This is a genomic window from Streptomyces sp. TRM68416 (genome assembly GCF_014596915.1).
Classification (GTDB): Bacteria; Actinomycetota; Actinomycetes; order Streptomycetales; family Streptomycetaceae; genus Streptomyces.
This window is the reverse complement of sequence record NZ_JACVWU010000018.1, coordinates 187,105-208,316: the sequence shown is the minus strand read 5'-3', so window position 1 is coordinate 208,316 and position 21,212 is coordinate 187,105. Positions and strand designations below refer to the sequence as shown.

The following is a 21,212-nucleotide window of genomic DNA, read 5'->3' as shown; positions in this document are numbered from 1 at the left end:
CCTTGGGCGTCAGGCGTTCCAGGTCTTCACAACCCTGTCGCCTCACCCGTCACTTGCGTACCCCACCGCCCGGGGGGCTCTTGATCTCTCCCACCCAGTAGGGGAGTTGACAGACGTGATGCGTTCCCCCTACGGGCAGGATCCGCTTGACCTGTGCGTTCACAAGCGTGAAGCTACCGTCGATGCTTGAATCCTGAAGGACCGGTTGGACCACAGCGAGCTCCTCATGACCGAGCGGTCTGGCCTGACGGGGGAACGGATGCTACGTGTTGCGTTGGTTGCGCCCATGCACTCCGTACGGACAGCGGTCCGTGCGGCGCTGGAGGAGACGCAGCGTTTCGGTGTCGTCGCCGAGGGAGCGCCCGGCACCGTGACGGACATCGTGCGGTGGTCACGGCCCGACGTCCTGGTGATCAGCCATGCGGCGGAGAGCGAGGCCCTGCACACGCTGCTGCGGCTCCATGGACCGGACGCGGGCGGGCAACGGCGCCCGGAACCAGCGGGTCGGCGCCGGACGCCCGCCAGCGTCGTACTGGCCGACCGGCTGACCGGGCACGGCACGCGTCACCTGCTCCGGCACGGCGCGGCGGGCATCCTCCGCCGGGCCACCGCCGCCGTGCACCTGCCGTGGGCGGTGGCCGCCGTGGCCCAGGGAAGTCTGGCGCTGGACCCCTGCCTGACGGAGCCCGTGAAGAACGCGTACGTCCGTCCCGTCCACCCGCACCAGGAACGTGCTCCGGCCGAGGCCCTGGTGTCCGCGCTCACCCCGCGCGAACGGGACGTCCTTGCGCTCGTCGGCGACGGCCTGCCCAACCGGGAGATCGCGAGCGCGCTCAATCTGAGCACCGACACCGTCAAGGACCATCTGCGGCGCATCTACACGAAGCTCGGTGCCGACACCCGGCTGCACGCGGCCCGCATCGCCTGGCAGGCGGGGGTCGGGACCACCCGCCTGACGGAGATGCAGGTGGCCGAGTGGGTGTGACGGCCCGTCAGGGCGTCGCCTGCGGCAGTACGAACTCGCACCACACGGCCTTGCCGCCGCCCGGGGCGCGTCTGGAGCCCCAGGCGGAGGCGATCGTGGCGACGATGGCGATGCCTCGGCCGGACTCGTCGGCGGGTTCGGCGCGACGGCGGCGGGGGAGGTGGTCGTCGCCGTCGGTGACCTCGACGATCAGGCGGCGGTCGGTGCGGCGCAGGCGCAGCCGCATGGGCGGGTGCCCGTGCTGGAGGCTGTTGGCGACCAGCTCGCTCGCGGCGAGGACCCCGAGGTCGTGGAGTTCCGTGGGGAACCGCCAGCTCGTCAGCACGCCGGAGGCGAACGCACGCGCGCGTGGGGCCGCTTCCACGCCGCCGAGCAGTTCCAGTGCCGCGTTGCGGAACAGTTCGCTGTCCGGGCCGCTGCGGGCCGGGTGCTGGAGCACCAGGACCGCCACGTCGTCGTCGTGGTCGGCCGTGACGCCCGCCGAGCGGACCAGGCGGTCGCAGACCACCTGGGGGGTGCCCGTGGCGCCGGCCAGGGCGCGCTCCAGGGCGGCGATGCCCTCGTCCAGGTCCTCGTCGCGGCGCTCCACCAGGCCGTCCGTGTAGAGCACGGCCGTGGAGCCGGGGCTCAGCGGGATCGAGCCGGACGCGTGCATCCAGCCGCCGGTGCCCAGCGGCGGGCCGGTCGGCTCGTCGGCGCGCAGGACCGTGCCGTTCTCGTCGCGGACGAGGATCGGGAGGTGGCCGGCGGAGGCGTACACCAGTCGGCCCTCGTTCGGGTCGTGGACGGCGTAGACGCAGGTGGCGATCTGGTTGGCGTCGATCTCGGTGGCGAGGCCGTCGAGGAGCTGGAGGACCTCGTGCGGGGGGAGGTCGAGGCGGGCGTAGGCCCTGACCGCCGTACGCAGTTGGCCCATGACGGCCGCCGCGCGCACGCCCCTGCCCATGACGTCGCCGATCACCAGGGCCGTGCGGCCGCCGCCGAGGGTGATCACGTCGTACCAGTCGCCGCCGACGGCGGCCTCGGTGCCGCCGGGCTGGTAGGTGGCCGCGATGCGCAGGTCGTCCGGCTCCTCCAGTTCCTGCGGGAGCAGGGAGCGCTGCAGGGTGACCGCGGTCTCGCGCTGGCGGCGCTCGCTGGCGCGCAGGCGTTCGGCGGCCTCGGCGTGGTCGGTGACGTCGGTGGCGAAGATCAGGACGCCGCCGTCCCCCTCGGTCACCGGGCTGCACGTGAAGGTGTAGGAGCGGCCGTCGGGGGCCTTGCGGGACTTGACCGTGCGGGGCTTGCCGCTGCGCAGGACCTGGTCGAGGAGGGGGAAGAGGCCCAGCTCGTCGAGTTCCGGCATGACCACGCGGGCCTGTTCGCCGAGGGCGCGGTCGCCGAAGGCCGTGGCGTAGGCGTCGTTGACGTAGCCGAGGCGGTGGTCGGGGCCGTGGACCAGGGCGACGAGGGCCGGGACGCGGTCGAGGACCTCGCGTACGGGCAGATCGTCCACGGCGGGGACGGGCGGGGTCTCGTCGGTGAGCTGTTCGGCTCTGGCCGCGGGGACGGAGCTCGCGCTCTCCCCCCGCCGCTCGGCGGTGACCGTGTGTTCGGTCCGCGCTGCGGCGCGGCGCTGCGTTCCGGGGAGCCGGGCGCTCCAGCGCGTGAAGTTCACGAATCCTTGCCTCGTGTCGTCGTCTTCGGCCAGCTCCGGACCCGGCCGGGGCGGGGTGGTGCCCGTCCGTTGGTCGTCCAGGGTCGTCCAGGGGCGGGGTCAGTCTGGCAGTGTGGCGGACCGGGCCGACATCCGTCAGACGCCTGCCCGCTCGGTGGAGTTCCTCGGTCCGGTCAGGACGACCCCTTCGAGTCGTCGTTCGGTTCGTGAGGAGGCTTTCCACCGGCCGCGAGTTCGAACTCCGCTCGGGGATGTTCGAGTGAACCGAGGGAGACGATCTCCCGTTTGAAGAGCCCCGACAGCGTCCATTCGGCCAGGACACGGGCCTTGCGGTTGAAGGTGGGCACCCTGCTCAGGTGGTAGACGCGGTGCATGAACCAGGCAGGGTAGCCCTTCAGCTTGCGTCCGTAGACATGTGCGACGCCTTTGTGGAGGCCCAGGGAGGCCACCGAGCCGACGTATTTGCGGGAGTACGTCTCCAGGGGCTCGCCGCGCAGTGCGTGCGCGATGTTGTCGCCGAGGAGCTTGGCCTGGCGCAGGGCGTGCTGGGCGTTGGGGGCGGTCTCGCGGCCCGGTTCGGCGGCGGTGACGTCGGGGACGGCGGCGGCGTCGCCCGCGGCCCACGCGCGCGTGGTGCCCTCGATCGTCAGCTCGGGGGTGCACTTCAGCCGTCCCCGGTCCGTGCGCGGCAGGTCGGTGGCGGCGACCAGGGGGTGGGGTTTGACGCCGGCGGTCCACACGAGGGTGCGGGTGGGGAAGCGGGCGCCGTCGCTGAGGACGGCGATCCGGTCGGCGCAGGTCTCCAGGCGGGTGCCGAGGCGTACGTCGATGTTGCGGCGGCGCAGTTCGGTGACGGTGTAGCGGCCCATCTCCTCGCCGACCTCGGGCAGGATGCGGTCGGAGGCCTCGACGAGGATCCACTTCATGTCCTCGCGGCGGACGTTGTGGTAGTACCGCGCGGTGTAGCGGGCCATGTCCTCCAGTTCGGCGAGCGCCTCGACGCCCGCGTAGCCGCCGCCGACGAAGACGAAGGTGAGGGCCGCGTCGCGGATCGCGGGGTCGCGGGTGGCGGAGGCGATGTCCATCTGCTCGATGACGTGGTTGCGCAGTCCGATGGCCTCTTCGACGGTCTTGAATCCGATGCCGTGCTCGGCGAGTCCGGGGACGGGGAGCGTGCGGGACACGGAGCCGGGGGCGAGGACGAGTTCGTCGTAGGAGAGCTGTTCGGTGCCGGTGCCCTCCTCCTCGGTGGCGAGGGTGGTGAGGGTGGCGGTGCGCCCCGCGTGGTCGATGGAGCGGACCTCGCCGACGACGAGCCGGCAGCGGTCGAGGACGCGGCGCAGGGGGACCACGACATGGCGGGGGGAGATGGAACCGGCGGCGGCTTCGGGAAGGAACGGCTGATAAGTCATGTACGGGTCGGGAGTGACGACCGTGACCTCGACTTCTCCGCGTTTGAGTTCCCGTTTCAACTTCCGCTGGAGTCGCAGTGCCGTGTACATCCCGACGTAGCCGCCGCCGACAACGAGAATGCGCGCACGTTCCTTCACCACCCCATGACGCACCCAGCGCTTGAGTTTGTCCACAGCCTCGGCAATTTGTGTGACCGCCGGGCGTCGGCGGCCGGGGTTGGCCGAATTACCGGAGTGCGCGGAAGGACCGCAGGTCAACGGGTGTGCGCCGGGGGTTTCCAGGGGGTGCAATCGGGACTTATGCGGCCCGTACTCCGATCGGGGGGCGCTCCGTGCGGAACCTGCCCCTTCTGAATTGACTCCCTCTCAACTATGTTCGTGTGTCGACGGTGTGTGGGGGATGCGCTCGTCGGGCTCTACGGGTTCGCGACGGGCGGGCTCGTGGTCCGGGCTCGTTCCACAACACTCCGGCTGTCGAATGGCGGGGAGAGTCTCCGGGGGGAGACGTCATTACCGGGGGATCACTTATGCATGTTCAGGACTCTCATTGGTCGTCCGCGTCCGCCGTCGCGCCCGGTGGCGGGGCGATGGGCGGCGCCATGAGCGCGACGGGGAACGGACGCGGGGACGGCCCGCGGACGACGCCGCTGCGCGTGGACGCACAGCGCAATCTGGAGCACGTCCTGCGCGCGGCGCGCGAGGTCTTCGGTGAACTGGGGTACGGCGCGCCGATGGAGGACGTGGCGCGGCGCGCGCGGGTCGGCGTCGGCACGGTGTACCGGCGCTTCCCGAGCAAGGACGTCCTGGTGCGGCGGATAGCCGAGGAGGAGACCTCCCGGCTGACCGAGCAGGCCCGGGCCGCGCTCGGGCAGGAGGACGAGCCGTGGTCGGCGCTGTCGCGGTTCCTGCGGACGTCGGTGGCCTCGGGTGCCGGGCGGCTGCTGCCGCCGCAGGTGCTGCGGGTCGGGGTCGCGGACGAGCGCGCCGACGGCGCCGGGTTCGACGAGGCGCGGGTGCCGCAGCAGCGGACCCAGCCGGGCGCGGGTGAGCTGCGGCTGGTGCCGGGAGAGCCGGCGAGCCCGGCCGGGGGCTCGGGGGTCTCCGGGGCGTCCGGGGTCCCCGGGGACGATGGCGGTGCGGCGGCGCTGCTGGATGTCGTGGGGCAGCTCGTGGAGCGGGCGCGCGCGGCGGGTGAGTTGCGGGCCGATGTGTCGGTGGCGGACGTTCTGCTGGTGATAGCGACGGCGGCGCCCTCGCTGCCGGACGCGGCGCAGCAGGCGGCGGCCTCGGCGCGACTGCTGGACATCCTCCTGGAGGGTCTGCGGTCGCGGCCGTCGTGACGGCGTGTGACTCGAAATGGTGACGGTGGGGCGCGGGCGCCGGGAGGCTCCCGCGCCGGCCACCCCCGGGGACACACCGGTCATTTCGGGCCGATGACCCAACTGCCCTGCGGAGAGCGTCATTTGACCCTTCCCCGTACGGGTGACGGCTAGTACTGCATTGCGGCAAGTCCCCACGGACGAGTGGATGCCTCTTGCCAGCGGGTCCTGACCAAAAGCCAATATGGCACTCTGACCCGGTGGTCGGGACTGGTTGGGCTGGCGGCGGGGGCTTTCCGCGATGAGCGTTGACGGGCGGGACGAGTCACGCGGTGACGGTGAAGCGGAGGGCCGCGGCCCGGACTCGCCGCAGGTGCCGAGTCAGGGCGGGCGCCCGGATCTGCCGCAGAGCGGCGGACCGGTGGCGGCCGGCATCCCGGCGCAGGGCGGCGAGCCCGTGGAAGGCAGCGTCCCCGCCCAGCGCGACTGGCGCGAGGACGGCGTCCTGCCCCCGCCCAGGGATCTGCCGCCCTCCGATGCCGACCTGATCGAGCGGATGCGCTCGGGCGACGACACGGCCTACGAGGAGCTGTACCGGCGCCACGCTGACGCGGTCCGCCGGTACGCCCGCACCTGCTGCCGCGACGGCCACACCGCCGACGACCTCACCGCCGAGGTCTTCGCCCGCATGCTCCAGGCGGTCCGCGGCGGATCCGGCCCCGAGCACGCCGTACGCGCGTATCTGCTCACCAGTGTCCGGCGCGTCGCCGCCACCTGGACGAAGTCGGCGAAGCGGGAGCAACTCGTCGACGACTTCGCGGTGTTCGCCACCCAGGCCGCGCGCTCGTCGGAGGTGTCCGACGACGACACGCTGGAACTGGGCGCGGATGTGCGGGCGATGCACGAGGCCGAGCAGTCGATGGCCATGCAGGCCTTCCGCTCGCTGCCCGAGCGCTGGCAGGCCGTGCTGTGGCACACCGAGGTCGAGGACGAGTCGCCGAGCGAGGTGGCCACGCTCTTCGGCCTCGACGCCAACGGCACGCGGGTGCTGGCCAGTCGGGCCCGCGAGGGCCTCAAGCAGGCCTACCTCCAGGCCCATGTCAGCGCCAGCCTCGCCGGCGACGAGGAGTGCGCCCGCTATGCCGACCGGCTCGGCGCCTACGCGCGCGGCGGCCTGCGCACGCGTGCCGAGCGCGGCCTGCGCAAGCACCTGGAGGAGTGCGCCAAGTGCCGGCTGGCCGCGGGCCAGATCAAGGAAGTCGCCAGCGGCATCCCCGCCGTCGTGCCGGTCGCGGTCATCGGCTGGTTCGGTGCCGCCGGGTACGCCAAGGCGGTCGGGCTCATCGCGGGCGGTGCCGGAGCGGGTGCGGCGGGCGCCGCGGGCGCCGCTGCCGCTGCGGGCGGCTCCTCCTCGGGCGGGGCGGGTGCCGGTGGCGGCGCCGCGGCCTCCGAGGGGCTCGGCGCGCCGGTGAAGGCCGGTATCGCCGCCGGTGTGGTCGCGGTGGCCGCGGCCGCGGTGGCGCTCGCCCTGGTCGGCAACGACGAGAAGCCGCCGGAGCCGGACGCCAAGCCGCCCATGTCCTCGCCGCCGGCTCCCGTCGTACGGGAGTCGCCCACCCCGAAGCCCCCGAAGAAGCAGCCCCAGCCGCTGCCGCCGGTGCTCGCCCCGGAGCCGACCCCGACACCGACCCCGAGCCCCACCCCGACGCCGAGGCCCAGCCCGACCCCGACACCGAGCCCCACTCCGACGCCGAGGCCCAGCCCGACCCCGACACCGAGCCCCACGCCCACCCCGACGCCCACCCCGACTCCGCCGCCCCCGCCGGAGGTCTACCAGTGGAGCGAGCTGTCGTACGACGTCAACGGCGACGGCACGGCGCCGGAGATGCGCATCGGCGAGAGCAGTTGGGTCTGGCAGCGGCACGGCGTGTGGATCGACGGCAAGCAGTACGCCCGCGGCGTGACCGTGCACGGCGAGTCCTCGGTCACCATCGACCTCAACCGGCAGTGCAACTCCTACCAGGCCCTGGTCGGCGTCGACGACATGAACCGGGGGCTGGGCCGCTTCTACTTCTCCGTCTACGCCGACGGCGTCCGGCTGTGGCGCTCCGGGATGATCCACGGCAACGACCCGGCGGTCCCCGTCTCGGTGAACATCGCCGGACGCAAGACCGTGCGACTGGTGGTCGAGCCGCACAACCACCTCGACAAGCTGCTGCTCGCGGACTGGGCGGAGTCGAAGTTCGCCTGCTCCTGACTCACTGGTCGGCGTAGTGGGCGGCGTACTCCGCTGCGGGCGGGACGGGCGTGATGACGTCGATCAGTACGTCGTTGGGATCGGCCACGATGAAGTGGCGCTGGCCGAAGTCCTCGCTGCGCAGTTCCAGCAGCGGGCGCAGGCCTTCCCGTACGACGAGGCGCTCCCACTCGGCGTCCACGTCCGCCACCTCGAAGTTCAGGAGCAGCCCCTGGGCGGCGACGCGGTGGCCCTCGGGGACGGTGGGGTGGGTGTGGTCGAGGAGGGCGAGTTCGTACGTCGGGTTCGCCGCGTGGCGCAGGCTGACGTACCAGTCCGCCGCGAACGTGGTCTCGAAGCCCAGCAGGCGCGTGTAGAAGTCGCGGGACTCCTCCAGCCTGGCCGTGCCGATCACCGGATAGAAGCCGGTCAGTTTCATGACGGAAGCCCCCTTCGCATACCGTTGGTATGCGAGAAACGTATTGGCATACCAACGGTATGTCAAAGGGTGGTGCGAGGGAGAGGAACGCGATGCCGGAGCAGGGCGTACGGGCGCGGCAACGGGAACAGACCAGGCAGACCCTGCTGCGGGAGAGCAGGCGCCTGTTCTCCGGGCACGGCTACGCGGCGGTCAGCCTGGCGGAGATCGTGCACGCGGCCGGGGTGACCAAAGGGGCGCTGTACCACCACTTCACCGGTAAGCCGGAGCTCTTCCGGGCGGTTCTGGAGGAGGTGCAGCAGGAGGTGGGCCGGCGCGTCGCCGCGGCCGCGGACGCCCGGGACGACCCGTGGGAGCAGTTCACCGCGGGCTGCCTGGAGTTCCTCACCGCGGCCACCGATCCGGACATCCAGCGGATCATGCTCATCGACGGGCCCGCCGTCCTCGGGTGGAGCGAATGGCGCGCGATGGACGAGGCCACGTCGGCCCGCCACCTCACCGAGGCCCTGGCCTCCCTCGCGGACGCGGGACTCATCGCACGCCGCCCCCTGGCCCCGCTCGTCCACCTCCTGTCGGGCGCGATGAACGAAGCCGCCCTCTGGCTGGCGACCTCCCCCGACCCCGCGGACCTGGGCCGCACCCAGGAGACGCTGACCCAACTCCTGGGAGCACTACGCGCCGCCTGACCCACCGACGACGGACGGAACCCGTCACCGCCTGATGGCCGGGTTCTCAGGCCTGCCGCGCGGCCGCTCCCAGGGCCCCCGCTGCGGGGCGATCCCCGGGGGGACCGCACGGGCGCGGGCCGGGGTTCCTGTCCAGCAGGTGCCGCGGCGGGCGAGCAGGCGGCAGAACCAGAACGCGGCCAACGCCCTCCGCCCCGGCCGCACGACGATCGACTCCGCCGACCCGCGGTCTCCTCTCAGGCCTGCCGCGCGGCCGCCCCCAGCACCCCCCACCGCGGGGAGACCCCCCCGCACGCACCGCACACGCCCGGGCCAGCGCGCCCGCCGACCGACACCCCCACGAACAAGCAGACAGCAGAACCAGACCCCGGCCACCACCCTCCGCCCCGGCCGCACGTCGGCCCACTCCGCCGACCCGCGGTCTCCTCTCAGGCCTGCCGCGCGGCCGCCCCCAGGGCTCCCCGCTGCGGGGCGATCCCCGCGGGGACCGCACGGGCGCGGGCCGGGGTTCCTGTCCAGCAGGTGCCGCGGCGGGCGAGCAGGCGGCGGAGCCAGAGTTCGAGGGAGACCAGGTCGGCCAGGCCGTCCAGGGGCAGGGGCTCGCCGTCGGCCGCCGCGCGCAGGGCCTTGCGGACCACGCGGGCCTCCACCAGGCCGGCCTCGGCGAGCAGGGGGGTGCCGAACAGGGCCATCAGGTCGTCGGCGGCGACGCGCAGCCCGGTGCGGGCCGCGACCGCCGCCGGGGCGTGCGAGGGGGCGCCCCAGCCGGGCGGGAGGTCGGCGACTCCGGCGCCCTCCAGGACCGTACGCAGGATCGCGGCGCGGGCGCCGGGCTGTACGCGCAGGGCCTCGGGGAGCGCGCGGCAGGCGCGTACGACCTGGTTGTCCAGGAAGGGCGCGTGCAGGCGCTGGAAGCGGATCTCGGCGGCCTGCTCCAGGATGCGCAGGTCGGCCGCGTGGCGGGCGAGGGCGGCACGCGCGCGGTAGTCGCCGGGACGCTGGCCGGGACCGACCCCGGAGCGGCCCGGCCCGCCCTGGAGGCGAACCGATACTTCAGCGAGCGCCTCACCCGTCAGCCAGCGCGCCGCGGGCCCCGGTCTGGCCCAGGTGAGCGCCGCGAGCGAGGCGCCCACGGCGCCGCCGGGCTCGTCGAAGCGGCGGTGCAGCAGACGGTCGGCCAGGGCCTCAAGGCCGGTGCGGTAGGGCGTACGGGCGAGTTTGCGCGCCGCCGCGTACACGCGCGCGGGGACCATCACCGAACCGTCCGCCCTGGCGAGCGCGGCGACGGGGCGCACCAGATGGCGGCGCTTGCGGTCCATCAGCAGGTCGGTCAGGCGCGCGGGGTGGGCGTCGAGGACCTGGCGGGCGCCGTAGCCGGTGAAGTGGTCGGCGCTGCCGGCCGCCAGCCGCGCCCGGTGCCGGGCCGCCGTCACCAGGGACGGGCCCGGTTCGTCCGTGAGGGGTCCGTCGAGGTCGGCGTACGGGAGCATCTCCTCGCCGCCGGTCACCACGACGTGGTGCAGCCGGGGGTTGGCGGCGAGCGTGCCGGCGCGCTCCAGCTCGGCCTCCCGGCCGCCCACGGCGAGGTCGTTGAAGGTGACCGCCAGCAGCCGCTCCCCCGCGCCCGTGCCGTGCCCCAGGACCGTGCCGGGCATGCCGGGCAGGCCCGCGGCGAGCAGCGCCAGCGTTCCGGAGGCCGGGCCGCCGGACAGGTCCGCGCCGATGCCCGGAACCGGCATCCCGCGCGCGGCACGCCGTTCGGCGGGCCCCATCCCCGGGACCGGCCCGGGGTCGATGTCGGCGCCGGGGACGTGCCGGGGCGCGGACAGCCGTGTGCGTACCGCCTCCACCAGCGCGTCGCGCACGCCGTCCACCGCGCTGTCCGGGTCGGCCGAGGGCGCCGCGACCGCGAGGGAGGCGACCGGCTCGTACCCGGCGATCTCCCGCGCCCCGGTGCGCAGGATCAGCGCGTGCCCCGGCGGAATGCGCCGTACGCCGTCGTAGGGGGTGGAGTCATGCAGGGCGGCGGGGACGTCCGGGGCGGCCAGCAGCGCCGCCAGGTGCCCGAAGTCGAGGTTCGCCTCGATGAGGTCGGCGAGCGGCAGCGCGGCCGTCGAGTAGGCCGTGCCGCCCGCCCAGGGGGTGTAGAACACTGGCCTGGCGCCCGCCAGATCGCCGCACACCATGAGCCTGCGGCCGACCTGGACGACGGCCGTGTAGCTGCCGGGCCAGGCGGTCAGATGCCGAAGTGCCCCTCCGCGCGCGGCGAAGAGCCCGACCCGCAGTTGCTCGTCGCTCGCCCCGCAGGTGCCGAGGACGGCGATCCGGTTCTGCGCGTCGGCCTTCACCACGCGCACCTCGTCGGGCCGCCAGTCGCCGACCGCCCAGAGCGGATCCGGATCGCCCCACAGGAGCTGGGACCCCACCGGGTGAACGGTCTCACCGTCGTGCCCGGTGGCCCCCGCGGAGCCGATCTCGGCGGCTCCCGCGGCGGTGCTGCTCCATCCCACCAACCACCGCATCGACGCCTCCACAGGCTGTGGACAACCAGTGCACCGGACGAACCGGTTCACCATGCTGCCATGAAGAACGCACTGTGGAGGGGCGGCGGAGCCGCTTGAGATCCGCGGAATGCGCCCCCGAGGGCGCCCCCCTGCCAGGCCGAACGCCCGGGCGGGGCAAGGGAGTCGCCGCGCACCTGCGACGCGAATGCGCCCCCGATTCACTCCCCCGGAACACCCTTCGCGCCCTCAAGTCCCGTGGTGGGAGCCGTATTCAGCAGGGAAAGGCAGGATCGATTTTCAGCCAAATCGGCGCACCGAGGCCCGCTTCGGACACGCTCCGTACAGGCCCTGCGCACCACTTGGCGGGTGCGCAGTCCGAGGGGCGGGACTCGCCCCCCGGACCGTTCCGCCGCCCGCGGGGATGGAGGCGGCGGTGTCCCCCAGCCCACTGGATCCAGTACAGCGGGCCGACCCACGCACGACCCATCGAAGCGCTCCCCGGATGGCCGGAGAAGAGCGCACGCACAGGCGCACGGCCACACAGCGGGAGCACGTCGCAACCGTCCGTACCTGAACCGCACTTCAGTGCGGACCACAATCCCGCCATCCGGAACAATGCCCCTTAACGCTTGGGATGCGGCGAACTACGCTGGGTTTACGAATGCCGCGTGGTTATGCCAGCGCGGCAGCCGTCTGTGTCGAGGGGTGGCGCATGTCCAGGGAGCAACGCGGGCCGAACGAAAAGCTCGGCGCCGTTCTCGCCCTCGCGGGAATCAGCAACGCAGGACTCGCGCGACGCGTCAACGATCTTGGCGCTCAACGCGGGTTGACTCTTCGCTACGACAAGACGTCGGTGGCGCGCTGGGTGTCGAAGGGCATGGTGCCGCAGGGTGCGGCGCCGCACCTCATCGCCGCCGCCATCGGCCAGAAGCTCGGCCGCCCGGTGCCGCTCCACGAGATCGGCCTGGCGGACGCGGACCCCGCCCCGGAAGTGGGCCTCGCCTTCCCCCGCGACGTCGGACAGGCGGTGAAGTCGGCCACGGAGCTGTACCGGCTCGACCTCGCCGGCCGCCGCGCCGGCTCCGGCGGCATCTGGCAGTCGCTGGCCGGCTCCTTCGCAGTGAGCGCATACGCAACGCCCGCCTCACGGTGGCTGATAACCCCGGCCGACAGCTCGGTCGCGCGCGACGTGAGCCCGTCCGAAGGCTCCGGCGCACCGGCCAAAGTCGGCCACAGCGACGTGCAGAAGCTGCGGGAGGCCGCCGAGGACGCCAGGCGCTGGGACTCCAAGTACGGAGGCGGCGACTGGCGTTCTTCGATGGTGCCCGAGTGCTTACGGGTGGAGGCGGCGCCGCTGCTGCTCGGCTCGTACTCCGACGAGGTGGGCCGGGCGCTGTTCGGCGCGAGCGCTGAACTGACCCGCCTGGCCGGGTGGATGGCCTTCGACACCGGCCAGCAGGAGGCCGCGCAGCGGTACTACATCCAGGCGCTGCGGCTCGCGCGCGCGGCGGCCGACGTGCCCCTCGGCGGGTACGTCCTGGCGTCGATGTCGCTGCAGGCGACCTACCGGGGCTTCGGCGACGAGGGCGTCGACCTCGCCCAGGCCGCGCTGGAGCGCAACCGCGGCCTGGCCACCGCCCGCACCATGAGCTTCTTCCGCCTGGTCGAGGCGCGCGCACACGCGCGTGCGGGCGACGCGCAGGCGGCCGGAGCCGCGCTGAAGGCGGCGGAGGGCTGGCTGGAGCGGTCGAGGGACGGTGACAGCGACCCGTCCTGGCTCGGCTTCTACTCCTACGACCGCTTCTGCGCGGATGCCGCGGAGTGCTACCGCGACCTGAAGGCACCACGGCAGGTACGGCGCTTCACGGAGCAGGCGCTGTCGCGGCCGACGGAGGAGTTCGTGCGCTCGCACGGACTGCGGCTGGTGGTGTCGGCGGTGGCCGAGCTGGAGTCGGGCAACCTCGATGCGGCGTGCGAGCAGGGCGTGCGGGCGGTGGAGGTCGCGGGGCGCATCTCCTCGGCGCGCACCACCGAGTACGTGAAGGATCTCCTGCACCGGCTGGAGCCGTACGGGGACGAGCCGCGGGTGGTCGAGCTGCGGGAGCGTGCCCGGCCGTTGCTCGTGGCTCCCGCGTAGCCGCCCCCGGGCTCCGGGCCTCCGGGTTTGAAGGCATTGTCAGTGGCGCAGTGCACTATCGAAGCCGGAGGTGGAACGCGTGCGGAAGATCGCTTACGACTGTGACGTGCTCGTGGTCGGCGGGGGCATCGTCGGGCTGTCCACCGCGTATGCGATCACGCGCGCCGCACCGGGGACGCGGGTCACCGTGCTGGAGAAGGAGGCCGGGCCCGCCCGGCACCAGACCGGGCGCAACAGCGGGGTGATCCACAGCGGGATCTACTACCGGCCCGGCTCGCTCAAGGCGCGGTACGCGGTGCGCGGGGCGGCCGAGATGGTGAAGTTCTGCGCCGAGTACGACATCGACCACGCCGTCACCGGGAAGCTGATCGTCGCGACCGAACGGGCGGAGCTGCCGCGGCTGCACGCGCTGGTGCAGCGCGGCCGGGAGAACGGCATTCCGGTGCGGGAGCTGGGCGCGGCCCAGATCGCGGAGTACGAGCCGGAGGTGCGCGGGCTCGCGGCCATACACGTGGGGACCACCGGCATCTGCGACTTCGTCGGGGTCGCCCGGCGGCTGGCCGAGGCGTCCGGGGCCGAGATCCGGTACGGCGCCCGGGTGGTACGGGTGGACCGGCGGCCGGAGCTGGGGGTCGCCGTGCTCACGGCGGGCGGGGACGTCGTCCGGGCGCGTGTGCTGGTGAACTGCGCCGGGCTGTACTGCGACGAGATCGCGCGGCTCACCGGGGACGAGCCCGGGATGCGGATCGTGCCGTTCCGGGGTGAGTACTACACGCTGGCGCGGCCCGAGCTGGTGCGGGGGCTGGTGTATCCGGTGCCGGATCCGGCGTTTCCGTTTCTCGGGGTGCATCTCACGCGCGGGATCGACGGGGGTGTGCACATCGGGCCCAACGCGGTGCCGGCGCTGGCCCGGGAGGGGTACGGGTGGGGGGTCGTACGGCCGCATGAGCTGGCCGGGACGCTCGGGTGGCCGGGATCCTGGCGGATAGCCCGGCGGCACTGGCGGTACGGGGCCGGAGAGCTGCGGCGGTCGGTCTCCAAGGGGGCGTTCACGGCGGCGGTGCGGAGGTTGTTGCCGGTCGTGGAGGAGGGGGACCTGGTGCCTGCGGCGGCGGGGGTGCGGGCGCAGGCGGTGTTGCGGGACGGGACGCTGGTGGACGACTTCCTGATACGGGAGGGGGCGGGGGCGGTGCATGTGCTGAACGCGCCTTCGCCTGCGGCGACCGCGGCGTTGCCGATCGGGCGGGAGGTGGCGCGGAGGGCGTTGGGGGTGTTGGGGGTGTCGGGCGGGGGGTGACGTGTCCCTGGCCGGGGGCGGGCGTCGTCTTTTCTCGCCCCCGCCGCCCCTACCCGTCCCGTCCCCAGGGGCTGCCGCCCCTTCGACCCCGCCCAGGGGGCTCCGCCCCCTGGACCCCCGGGCCTTTGCCCACCCACCACCCGACTCGGTGGGTCGAGAGGTCCACCTCTCAGCCGACCGCAAACGGGTGGTGGGTGGGCGAGGGCGGCGGGTCGAGAGGTCCACCCTTCAGCCGACCGCAAACGGGTGGTGGGTGGGCGAGGACGGCGGGTTGAGAGGTCCACCCTTCAGCCGACCGCAAACGGGTGGTGGGTGGGCGAGGACGGCGGGTCGAGAGGTGCGCCCTTCAGCCGACCGCAAACGGGTGGTGGGTGGGCAAAGGTCGGGGGCTGGGGGCGGAGCCCCCAGGGTGGGACACGGCCGGGTGGGAGGCTGGGTCCCGTAACATCGGGGGCACTGTGTCTGACTCGCTCAACGCTCCCGACGCCCACCAGCCCGACCCCGGCCATCGGCCCGAGGTGCCCGTTCGGCATACCCGGGGCAAGGGGGAGCCGCGGTTCCCCGACGGGCCCAAGGCCGATCCGGCAGGGTCGCACTTCGAGCGGCGGATCCGCAGTTTCCAGCCACGGCGGAGCCGGGTGACCGCGGGCCAGGCGGACGCGCTGCAGCGGCTGTGGCCCAAGTGGGGGCTGGACATCGACGGGCAGCGGGTCATCGACCTGGCCGAGTTGTTCGGGAACGACAACCCCGTCGTACTGGAGATCGGGTTCGGGATGGGCGAGGCCACCGCGCAGATGGCCGCCGCGGACCCGGACACCAACGTGCTCGCCGTGGACGTACACACCCCCGGGCAGGGAAACCTGCTCAACCTCGCCGACCACAACGGCCTCACCAACGTCCGGGTCGGCAACGGCGACGCCATCATCCTGCTCCGCGAGATGCTCGCCCCGGACGCGCTGGACGGCCTGCGCGTCTACTTCCCGGACCCCTGGCCCAAGAAGCGGCACCACAAGCGGCGGCTGATCCAGCCCGAGTTCCTGAGCCTGGCCGCGACCCGGCTCCGGCCCGGGGCGATCGTGCACTGCGCGACGGACTGGGAGCCGTACGCCGAGCAGATGCTCGACGTGCTGAGCGCCCATCCGGACTTCGAGAACACACAGGCGGACGGCGGTTTTGCGCCGCGTCCGGAGTTCCGGCCGCTGACCCGTTTCGAGGGCCAGGGACTGGACAAGGGTCATGTGGTGAACGACCTGCTCTTCCGTCGCGTACCGCACGCATACGAACCCCCCACCGGCGCCTGAGCCCCCTTCGCCCTCCTGCGGGCTGCGCCCTTCCCTCGTTAGGGTCAATGCCGTGGCCACCCATCTCCCGTACCCGACGCACCCGACCGGCCCCGCCGGCGGCGCACTGCGGCATGCGCACTGGTGGCAAAGGAAGTGGGTGCGCTACGGAGCACTGATCACCCTTCTCGCCCTCTCCGGGCTGGTCATCCTGGCCCTGGTGCGCGAGGAGACCGGCACGGAGGGCTTCCTGGTGGGGCTGGGCCTCGCCGTGCTGCCCGTGCCGCTGCTCATAGCCGCCTTCCGCTGGCTGGACCGGGTCGAGCCGGGCCCCTGGCGGAACCTGCTGTTCTCCTTCGCCTGGGGCGCCTGCGCGGCGGCGCTGATAGCGATCGTCGCCAACAGCTTCGCGACCAGATGGATAGCGACGGCCACCGCGGATCCGTCCGGCGCGGACACGCTCGGGGCGACCGTCATAGCGCCGGTCGTGGAGGAGTCGGCGAAAGCCGCCGCCGTCCTGCTCGTCTTCCTCTTCCGGCGGCGCGACTTCACCGGGATCGTCGACGGGGTGGTGATAGCCGGGGTCACCGCCACCGGCTTCGCGTTCACCGAGAACATCCTCTACCTCGGCACCGCCTTCGGCACCGACCAGCTCACCGGCGGCTCCGGCATCGCCTCCGTCACCGCGGCGACCTTCTTCGTGCGCATCATCATGTCGCCCTTCGCGCACCCCCTGTTCACCGTGCTCACCGGCATCGGCTTCGGCATCGCCGCGCTCTCCGGCGACCGGCAGCGCTGGCGGCGCGTCCTGCTGCCGCTGGCCGGGCTGCTGCTCGCCATGGGCATGCACGCGATGTGGAACGGCTCGACCACGTTCGGACCGTACGGCTTCTTCGCGGTGTACGCGGCGATCATGGTGCCGGCCTTCGGGCTGCTGACCTGGATGGTGGTCTGGACCCGCCAGCGCGAGCTGCGCACCGTGCGGGAGGAGCTGCCCGCCTACGCCGTCGCCGGCTGGCTGACGCCGGGCGAGCCGTTCGCGCTGGCCTCGATGCGGGCGCGGCGCCTGGCCCGGCAGTACGCGCGCCGCCACGCCGGGAAGCGGGCGGCGCGGGAGGTCGCGCAGTACGAGGCGTACGCGACCTCCCTGGCGTTTCTGCGGCACCGGGGGCGCCGCGGCCGCGCGGGCGCAGACTTCGTCGTACGGGAACGGGAGTTGCTGCAGGAGCTGTGGCGGCGCCGGGAGATCGCGCGCCCGGCCCTCGACCACGCCGCCCGCGTCACCGCGCCCCCCTGGCCGGCGCACGGGACGTACGGAGTGCACGGGGTGCACGGGACGTACGGGGCGCACGGCACGTACGGGGCGCACGGGACGCACGGCTATCCGGCGCAGCCCGCGTATCCGGGCGCGGCGCCGTATCCCGCGTACAACCCGTACCGGTCGTAGCCGTACCGGTCGTACCCGTACCGCCCGTAGGGACGTCGGCTCGTCAGGGCGTGCAGATCAACGCCGTACGAACCGCGCTCAGTCCGAAGCCTCCGTCAGCCGTTCCACCTCCGCCTCCGTCAGACTCAGCTCTCCCACACCCATCAGCGCCGGCAGTTGCTCGACCGTTCGGGCGGAGGCGATCGGTGCCGTGACCGTCGGCCGGGCCGCCAGCCAGGCCAGGGCGACCGTGGCGACCGGCACTCCGTGGGTCTCGGCGATCTCGTCCAGGGCGGTGAGGACCTTGCGGCCGCGCTCGGTCCCCAGGTGCTTGCCCGCGCCCGCCGCCCGCGCGCTGTCGACGTCCGTGCCGGGGCGGTACTTGCCGGTGAGGAAGCCGGAGGCGAGCGCGTAGTAGGGGACGGCCGCGAGGCCGGCCCGTTCGGCGAGGTCCTGCAGCGCGCCCTCGTAGGTGTCGCGCGAGACGAGGTTGTAGTGGGGCTGGAGCGCCACGTACCGGGCCAGGCCCTCGCGGTCGGAGAGGTCCAGCGAGGCCCGCAGCCGCTCGGGGGAGATGTTGGAAGCGGCGATGTGCCGCACCTTCCCCGCCCGCACCAGTTCGTCGAGCGCGCCGATGATCTCCTCGACCGGCACTTCGGGCTTGTCGAAGTGGGTGTAGTAGAGGTCGATGTGGTCGGTGCCCAGGCGGCGCAGCGAGGCGTCGGCGGCGGCCTTGATGTTGGCGGCCGTCAGGCCCTGAAACTCGGGGTGCTGGCTGACCTTGGTCGCGATCACCACGTCGGACCGGTTGCCGCGGGCCTTCAGCCAGCGCCCGATGATCGTCTCGGACTCGCCGCCGGAGTTGCCCTGGGCCCAGGAGGAGTAGGAGTCGGCGGTGTCGACGAAGTTGCCGCCGGCCGCGGTGTAGGCGTCGAGGACGGCAAAGGACGCTTCCTCGTCGGCGGTCCAGCCGAAGACGTTGCCACCGAGGGCGAGCGGGAAGACCTCGAGGTCGGAGGAGCCGAGCTTGCGCAGAGAAGTCATGCCCGGTTTCAACACCCGTACCACCGGGCCTCATTCCATGGCACAGCACGGAAACCGGCAGCCCTGACGTCGGGGGGTGAGCGTCAGGACCGCCGGGGCTTCAGGGGAGGCGCGTGATCAGGGGGTGAGGCCCTTGCTGCGCAGCCACGCCAACGGGTCGATGCCGGAGGAGGAGCCGTCGGGGTAGACCTCCAGGTGCAGGTGCGCCCCGGTGACGTTGCCGGTCGCGCCCACGCGGCCGATGACGTCGCCCGTGGCGACCTTCTGCCCGACGCTGACGCTGATCGACGACTGGTGGGCGTACCAGACCTCGGTGCCGTCATCCAGGGTCAGCACCGTCTTGTAGCCGTAGGAGCCGTCGTAGCCGGCGTACGTGATCGTGCCGCTGTGCACGGCCTTCAGGAGCGTGCCCGTGGGCGCCGCGAAGTCGGCACCGGTGTGGTACCCGGAGGACCACAGCGAGCCGGCCTGACCGAAGGTCGAGGTGATGGTGTACGAGGAGGTCGGCAGCGTGTACTGCTTGGCCAGCGCGGCGAGACGCTCGGCCTCGGCCTTGGCGCGGGCCTCCTCCTCGGCCTTGGCCTTGGCGGCGGCGGCCTTGGCCTGCGCCTCCTTCTCGGCCTTCGCGACGGCTTCGGCGGCGGCCTTCTCGGCGGCAGCGGCGGCTTCCTCGGCGGCCTTGGTCTCGATCTGCTCCTGCTGCTGCTCGGCCTGGGCGATGATCCGGGCGCGCAGCACCTCACCGGCGTCCGCGGAGCCCTGCGCGGTGTCGGCGGTGGTGACGCCGATGCCGCTGAGCGGGGTGGCCTCGGCCTCGGGGGCCTCGTCCGCGGAGTCGTTGATCAGGGGCAGGTCGGGGATGGTGATCGCGACCGGCGGCTTGCCGGACTGCGCGCTGGCCATGCCGCCCGCGCCGACGGCGGCGATGACACCGACGCCGAGAACGGTGGAGCTGCGGGCGAGTCCCCCGCCACGCTGCTTGGCGACGCGGTGCCTGCCGCGTACCGGGCGAATGGATTCCGCGGTGGGGTTCCACTCCTCCCACGGGCCCTCGTCGGTTCGGTAGCTGCCGTAGCCGAAGGTTTCTTCACTTCGCTGGCCCGGCACGAACGGGGCCTCTGGGGCAGGGCGGTTGGACGCCACGTGGGCGTGCTCCTTTCCTTCCTTCTCGCCTACCGGGTTAGCTGACGGGTTCGGAGCAGGAAGGTCTCCTACGCGCGTATATCAGCCGCTTCCGCATGGCTGATTACGCCCGATTCACCCCAAGTTGGTGGTTCCCCGGTTCCCTCGCGGGATTCGGCACGTGCGCACGGAGCCGCCTCTTGTGACGGCTGGGACGACCGCGCTGCGTTATCGAACGTTAATAGACGCGGGCCCCGGATTCCAAGCTGTTCCGCTTGATCGTTAACCTTTTCGACCTGGACTTTCGGGTCACCAGGGGGCTAAATCGGGCGAGTTGGCCAAGCCTCAGCAGTCACACAGGTAATGACGGAATGTCAGTTGTTATGCGGAGGGCTCCTGCGCGATCACCTCTGGTGACAACGATCAAGGGCGGCGTACGGCGAGGAGCGCCATGTCGTCCGCCATGCCGCCGCCGGAGTGCCGGAGCACCTCCTCGGCGAGGGTGGCGAGAAGTGTGCGCGGCGCGGGGAAGGTCCGGCCGGTGAGGCGCAGCTCGGGGTCGTAGAAGGCGCCGTGCGCGTCGCGGGCCTCGGACAGGCCGTCGGTGTAGAGCAGCAGGGTGGCGCCGGGCGGGAGGACGGCCTCCGCCGCGCGGTCGGGCCGACTGCCGAGGTCGCCCATGCCGAGCGGCAGGGCGGGGTCCGGGGCGATGAGCGGGCACAGGGTGCCGTCGGCGTGCAGCAGCAGCGGGGGCGGATGGCCGCGGTTGACGATCCGCACGATCCCCTCGCCGTGCGGGATCTCGGCGAGGACGGCGGTGGTGAACCCCTCGAAGGCGTCGACGGCGTCGAAGTCGTCGCGGGCGTCGGCGCTTTCACGCCGGGTGCCTTCGCGCGCCAGGGCCCGCTCCAGCCGCTGCGCGAGCCCTTCCAGGCTCGCCTCCTGTTCGGCGGCCTCCCTGAAGGCTCCGATGAGGACGGCCACGGCGGCCACCGCGCCCATCCCCTTGCCGCGTACGTCGCCGACCATGAGCCGTACGCCGTGCGGGGTGTCCTGCACCGCGTACAGGTCGCCGCCGATGAGCGCGTCGGCCTGCGCGGCCTCGTAGCAGGCCGCGATGTCGAGGCCGCCGATCCGGTCGTCGGGCCGGGGCAGAACGGCGCGTTGGGTGGCCTCGGCGATCTGGCGGGCGGAGGCGAGCCGTTCGCCGCTGCGGCGCACGAGCTGGTTGATGAGGACGGCCAGGACGGCGACCGTCACCACGGTGACCAGCTCGGTGACCGCCCCCACGTCGAAGAGGATGCCGAACCTGATGTGCACCCCGAGGACGACGAGGACCGCCAGCACGCCCGTGAGGACGGTGCCGCGGCGCGAGTACAGCGGGGCGGCGACCAGGGGTGCGGCGGTGAAGAAGGGGGCCGCGGAGTAGGTCTCCGGGGTGTTGTAGTCGTAGATGCCCCCGCCGACGATGAGCAGGGCCGGGAGCACCCGGACGACGGCACGCACGTACGAGATGCGCCGCCGCTCGCCGGGGCGGGGGCCGACGTAGGACTCCTGCTCGTCCGCGTCGCCACCAGGCCCAGGCCGCACCAGTCGTCTCCCGCCATGCACGCCCGCCCTCGGCGGTCACCGTCCCGTCCGTCCAGGGTTCCCGGAGCGGGGGCGGGC

Annotated in this window: 15 protein-coding genes and 1 riboswitch; of the genes, 8 read left to right on the top strand and 7 right to left on the bottom strand. The window is 73.0% G+C overall.

Going from position 1 to position 21,212, the window contains the following annotated elements:
• Window positions 1-286: 286 nt before the first annotated feature.
• Entirely contained in the window at window positions 287-985 is a 699-nt protein-coding gene (locus ICC28_RS27325; protein WP_188291363.1) for a helix-turn-helix transcriptional regulator, read from the top strand.
• Window positions 986-992: 7 nt separating this feature from the next.
• Here the strand turns inward: ICC28_RS27325 and ICC28_RS27320 are convergent, their stop codons facing one another.
• Together ICC28_RS27320 and ICC28_RS27315 are read right to left on the bottom strand one after the other, a co-directional pair.
• Complete coding sequence (locus tag ICC28_RS27320; RefSeq protein ID WP_188291362.1) at window positions 993-2,642, bottom strand: SpoIIE family protein phosphatase; 1,650 nt, start codon at window positions 2,640-2,642, stop codon at window positions 993-995.
• Window positions 2,643-2,815: 173 nt separating this feature from the next.
• Window positions 2,816-4,195, bottom strand: coding sequence for an NAD(P)/FAD-dependent oxidoreductase (locus ICC28_RS27315; RefSeq protein ID WP_188291387.1), 1,380 nt, complete (start codon window positions 4,193-4,195; stop codon window positions 2,816-2,818).
• 386 nt (window positions 4,196-4,581) lie between these two features.
• On the opposite strand from ICC28_RS27315, the gene ICC28_RS27310 reads away from it, so the two are divergent.
• Together ICC28_RS27310 and ICC28_RS27305 are read left to right on the top strand one after the other, a co-directional pair.
• Window positions 4,582-5,394: a TetR/AcrR family transcriptional regulator gene (locus ICC28_RS27310; protein ID WP_188291361.1), complete on the top strand. Its 813-nt coding sequence runs from the start codon at window positions 4,582-4,584 to the stop codon at window positions 5,392-5,394.
• Window positions 5,395-5,674: 280 nt separating this feature from the next.
• Window positions 5,675-7,630, top strand: a complete 1,956-nt coding sequence (locus ICC28_RS27305) for a sigma-70 family RNA polymerase sigma factor (protein ID WP_188291360.1) — start codon at window positions 5,675-5,677, stop codon at window positions 7,628-7,630.
• A 1-nt stretch (window position 7,631) separates the two neighbouring features.
• On the opposite strand, the gene ICC28_RS27300 is transcribed toward ICC28_RS27305, so the two are convergent.
• On the bottom strand, window positions 7,632-8,048 hold the full coding sequence (locus tag ICC28_RS27300; RefSeq protein ID WP_188291359.1) for a VOC family protein: 417 nt from the start codon (window positions 8,046-8,048) through the stop codon (window positions 7,632-7,634).
• Window positions 8,049-8,140: 92 nt separating this feature from the next.
• Here ICC28_RS27300 and ICC28_RS27295 point away from each other — a divergent pair, with 92 nt between their 5' ends.
• Window positions 8,141-8,734: a TetR/AcrR family transcriptional regulator gene (locus ICC28_RS27295; RefSeq protein ID WP_188291358.1), complete on the top strand. Its 594-nt coding sequence runs from the start codon at window positions 8,141-8,143 to the stop codon at window positions 8,732-8,734.
• Window positions 8,735-9,162: 428 nt separating this feature from the next.
• Here the strand turns inward: ICC28_RS27295 and ICC28_RS27290 are convergent, their stop codons facing one another.
• The gene (locus ICC28_RS27290) at window positions 9,163-11,256 is read right to left on the bottom strand and encodes an asparagine synthase-related protein (protein WP_188291357.1); all 2,094 of its coding nucleotides are present in this window, start codon (window positions 11,254-11,256) and stop codon (window positions 9,163-9,165) included.
• Window positions 11,257-11,950: 694 nt separating this feature from the next.
• Here ICC28_RS27290 and ICC28_RS27285 point away from each other — a divergent pair.
• From ICC28_RS27285 to ICC28_RS27270, 4 genes are all read left to right on the top strand, one after another.
• A complete protein-coding gene (locus ICC28_RS27285; protein ID WP_188291356.1) occupies window positions 11,951-13,375 on the top strand; it encodes an MFS transporter in 1,425 nt (474 codons plus the stop codon).
• 70 nt (window positions 13,376-13,445) lie between these two features.
• Window positions 13,446-14,672: an L-2-hydroxyglutarate oxidase gene (lhgO, locus tag ICC28_RS27280; protein WP_188291355.1), complete on the top strand. Its 1,227-nt coding sequence runs from the start codon at window positions 13,446-13,448 to the stop codon at window positions 14,670-14,672.
• 458 nt (window positions 14,673-15,130) lie between these two features.
• Window positions 15,131-15,973, top strand: coding sequence for a tRNA (guanosine(46)-N7)-methyltransferase TrmB (gene trmB, locus ICC28_RS27275; protein ID WP_188291354.1), 843 nt, complete (start codon window positions 15,131-15,133; stop codon window positions 15,971-15,973).
• 52 nt (window positions 15,974-16,025) lie between these two features.
• Entirely contained in the window at window positions 16,026-17,399 is a 1,374-nt protein-coding gene (locus ICC28_RS27270; protein WP_188291353.1) for a PrsW family intramembrane metalloprotease, read from the top strand.
• Between the two features lie 78 nt (window positions 17,400-17,477).
• On the opposite strand, the gene ICC28_RS27265 is transcribed toward ICC28_RS27270, so the two are convergent.
• From ICC28_RS27265 to ICC28_RS27255, 3 genes are all read right to left on the bottom strand, one after another.
• A complete protein-coding gene (locus tag ICC28_RS27265; RefSeq protein ID WP_188291352.1) occupies window positions 17,478-18,422 on the bottom strand; it encodes an aldo/keto reductase in 945 nt (314 codons plus the stop codon).
• Between the two features lie 117 nt (window positions 18,423-18,539).
• Complete coding sequence (locus ICC28_RS27260; protein ID WP_188291351.1) at window positions 18,540-19,565, bottom strand: M23 family metallopeptidase; 1,026 nt, start codon at window positions 19,563-19,565, stop codon at window positions 18,540-18,542.
• Window positions 19,566-19,576: 11 nt separating this feature from the next.
• Window positions 19,577-19,734: riboswitch (cyclic di-AMP (ydaO/yuaA leader) on the bottom strand.
• A 233-nt stretch (window positions 19,735-19,967) separates the two neighbouring features.
• Window positions 19,968-21,134: a PP2C family protein-serine/threonine phosphatase gene (locus ICC28_RS27255; RefSeq protein ID WP_411158630.1), complete on the bottom strand. Its 1,167-nt coding sequence runs from the start codon at window positions 21,132-21,134 to the stop codon at window positions 19,968-19,970.
• Between the last annotated feature and the right edge of the window lie 78 nt (window positions 21,135-21,212).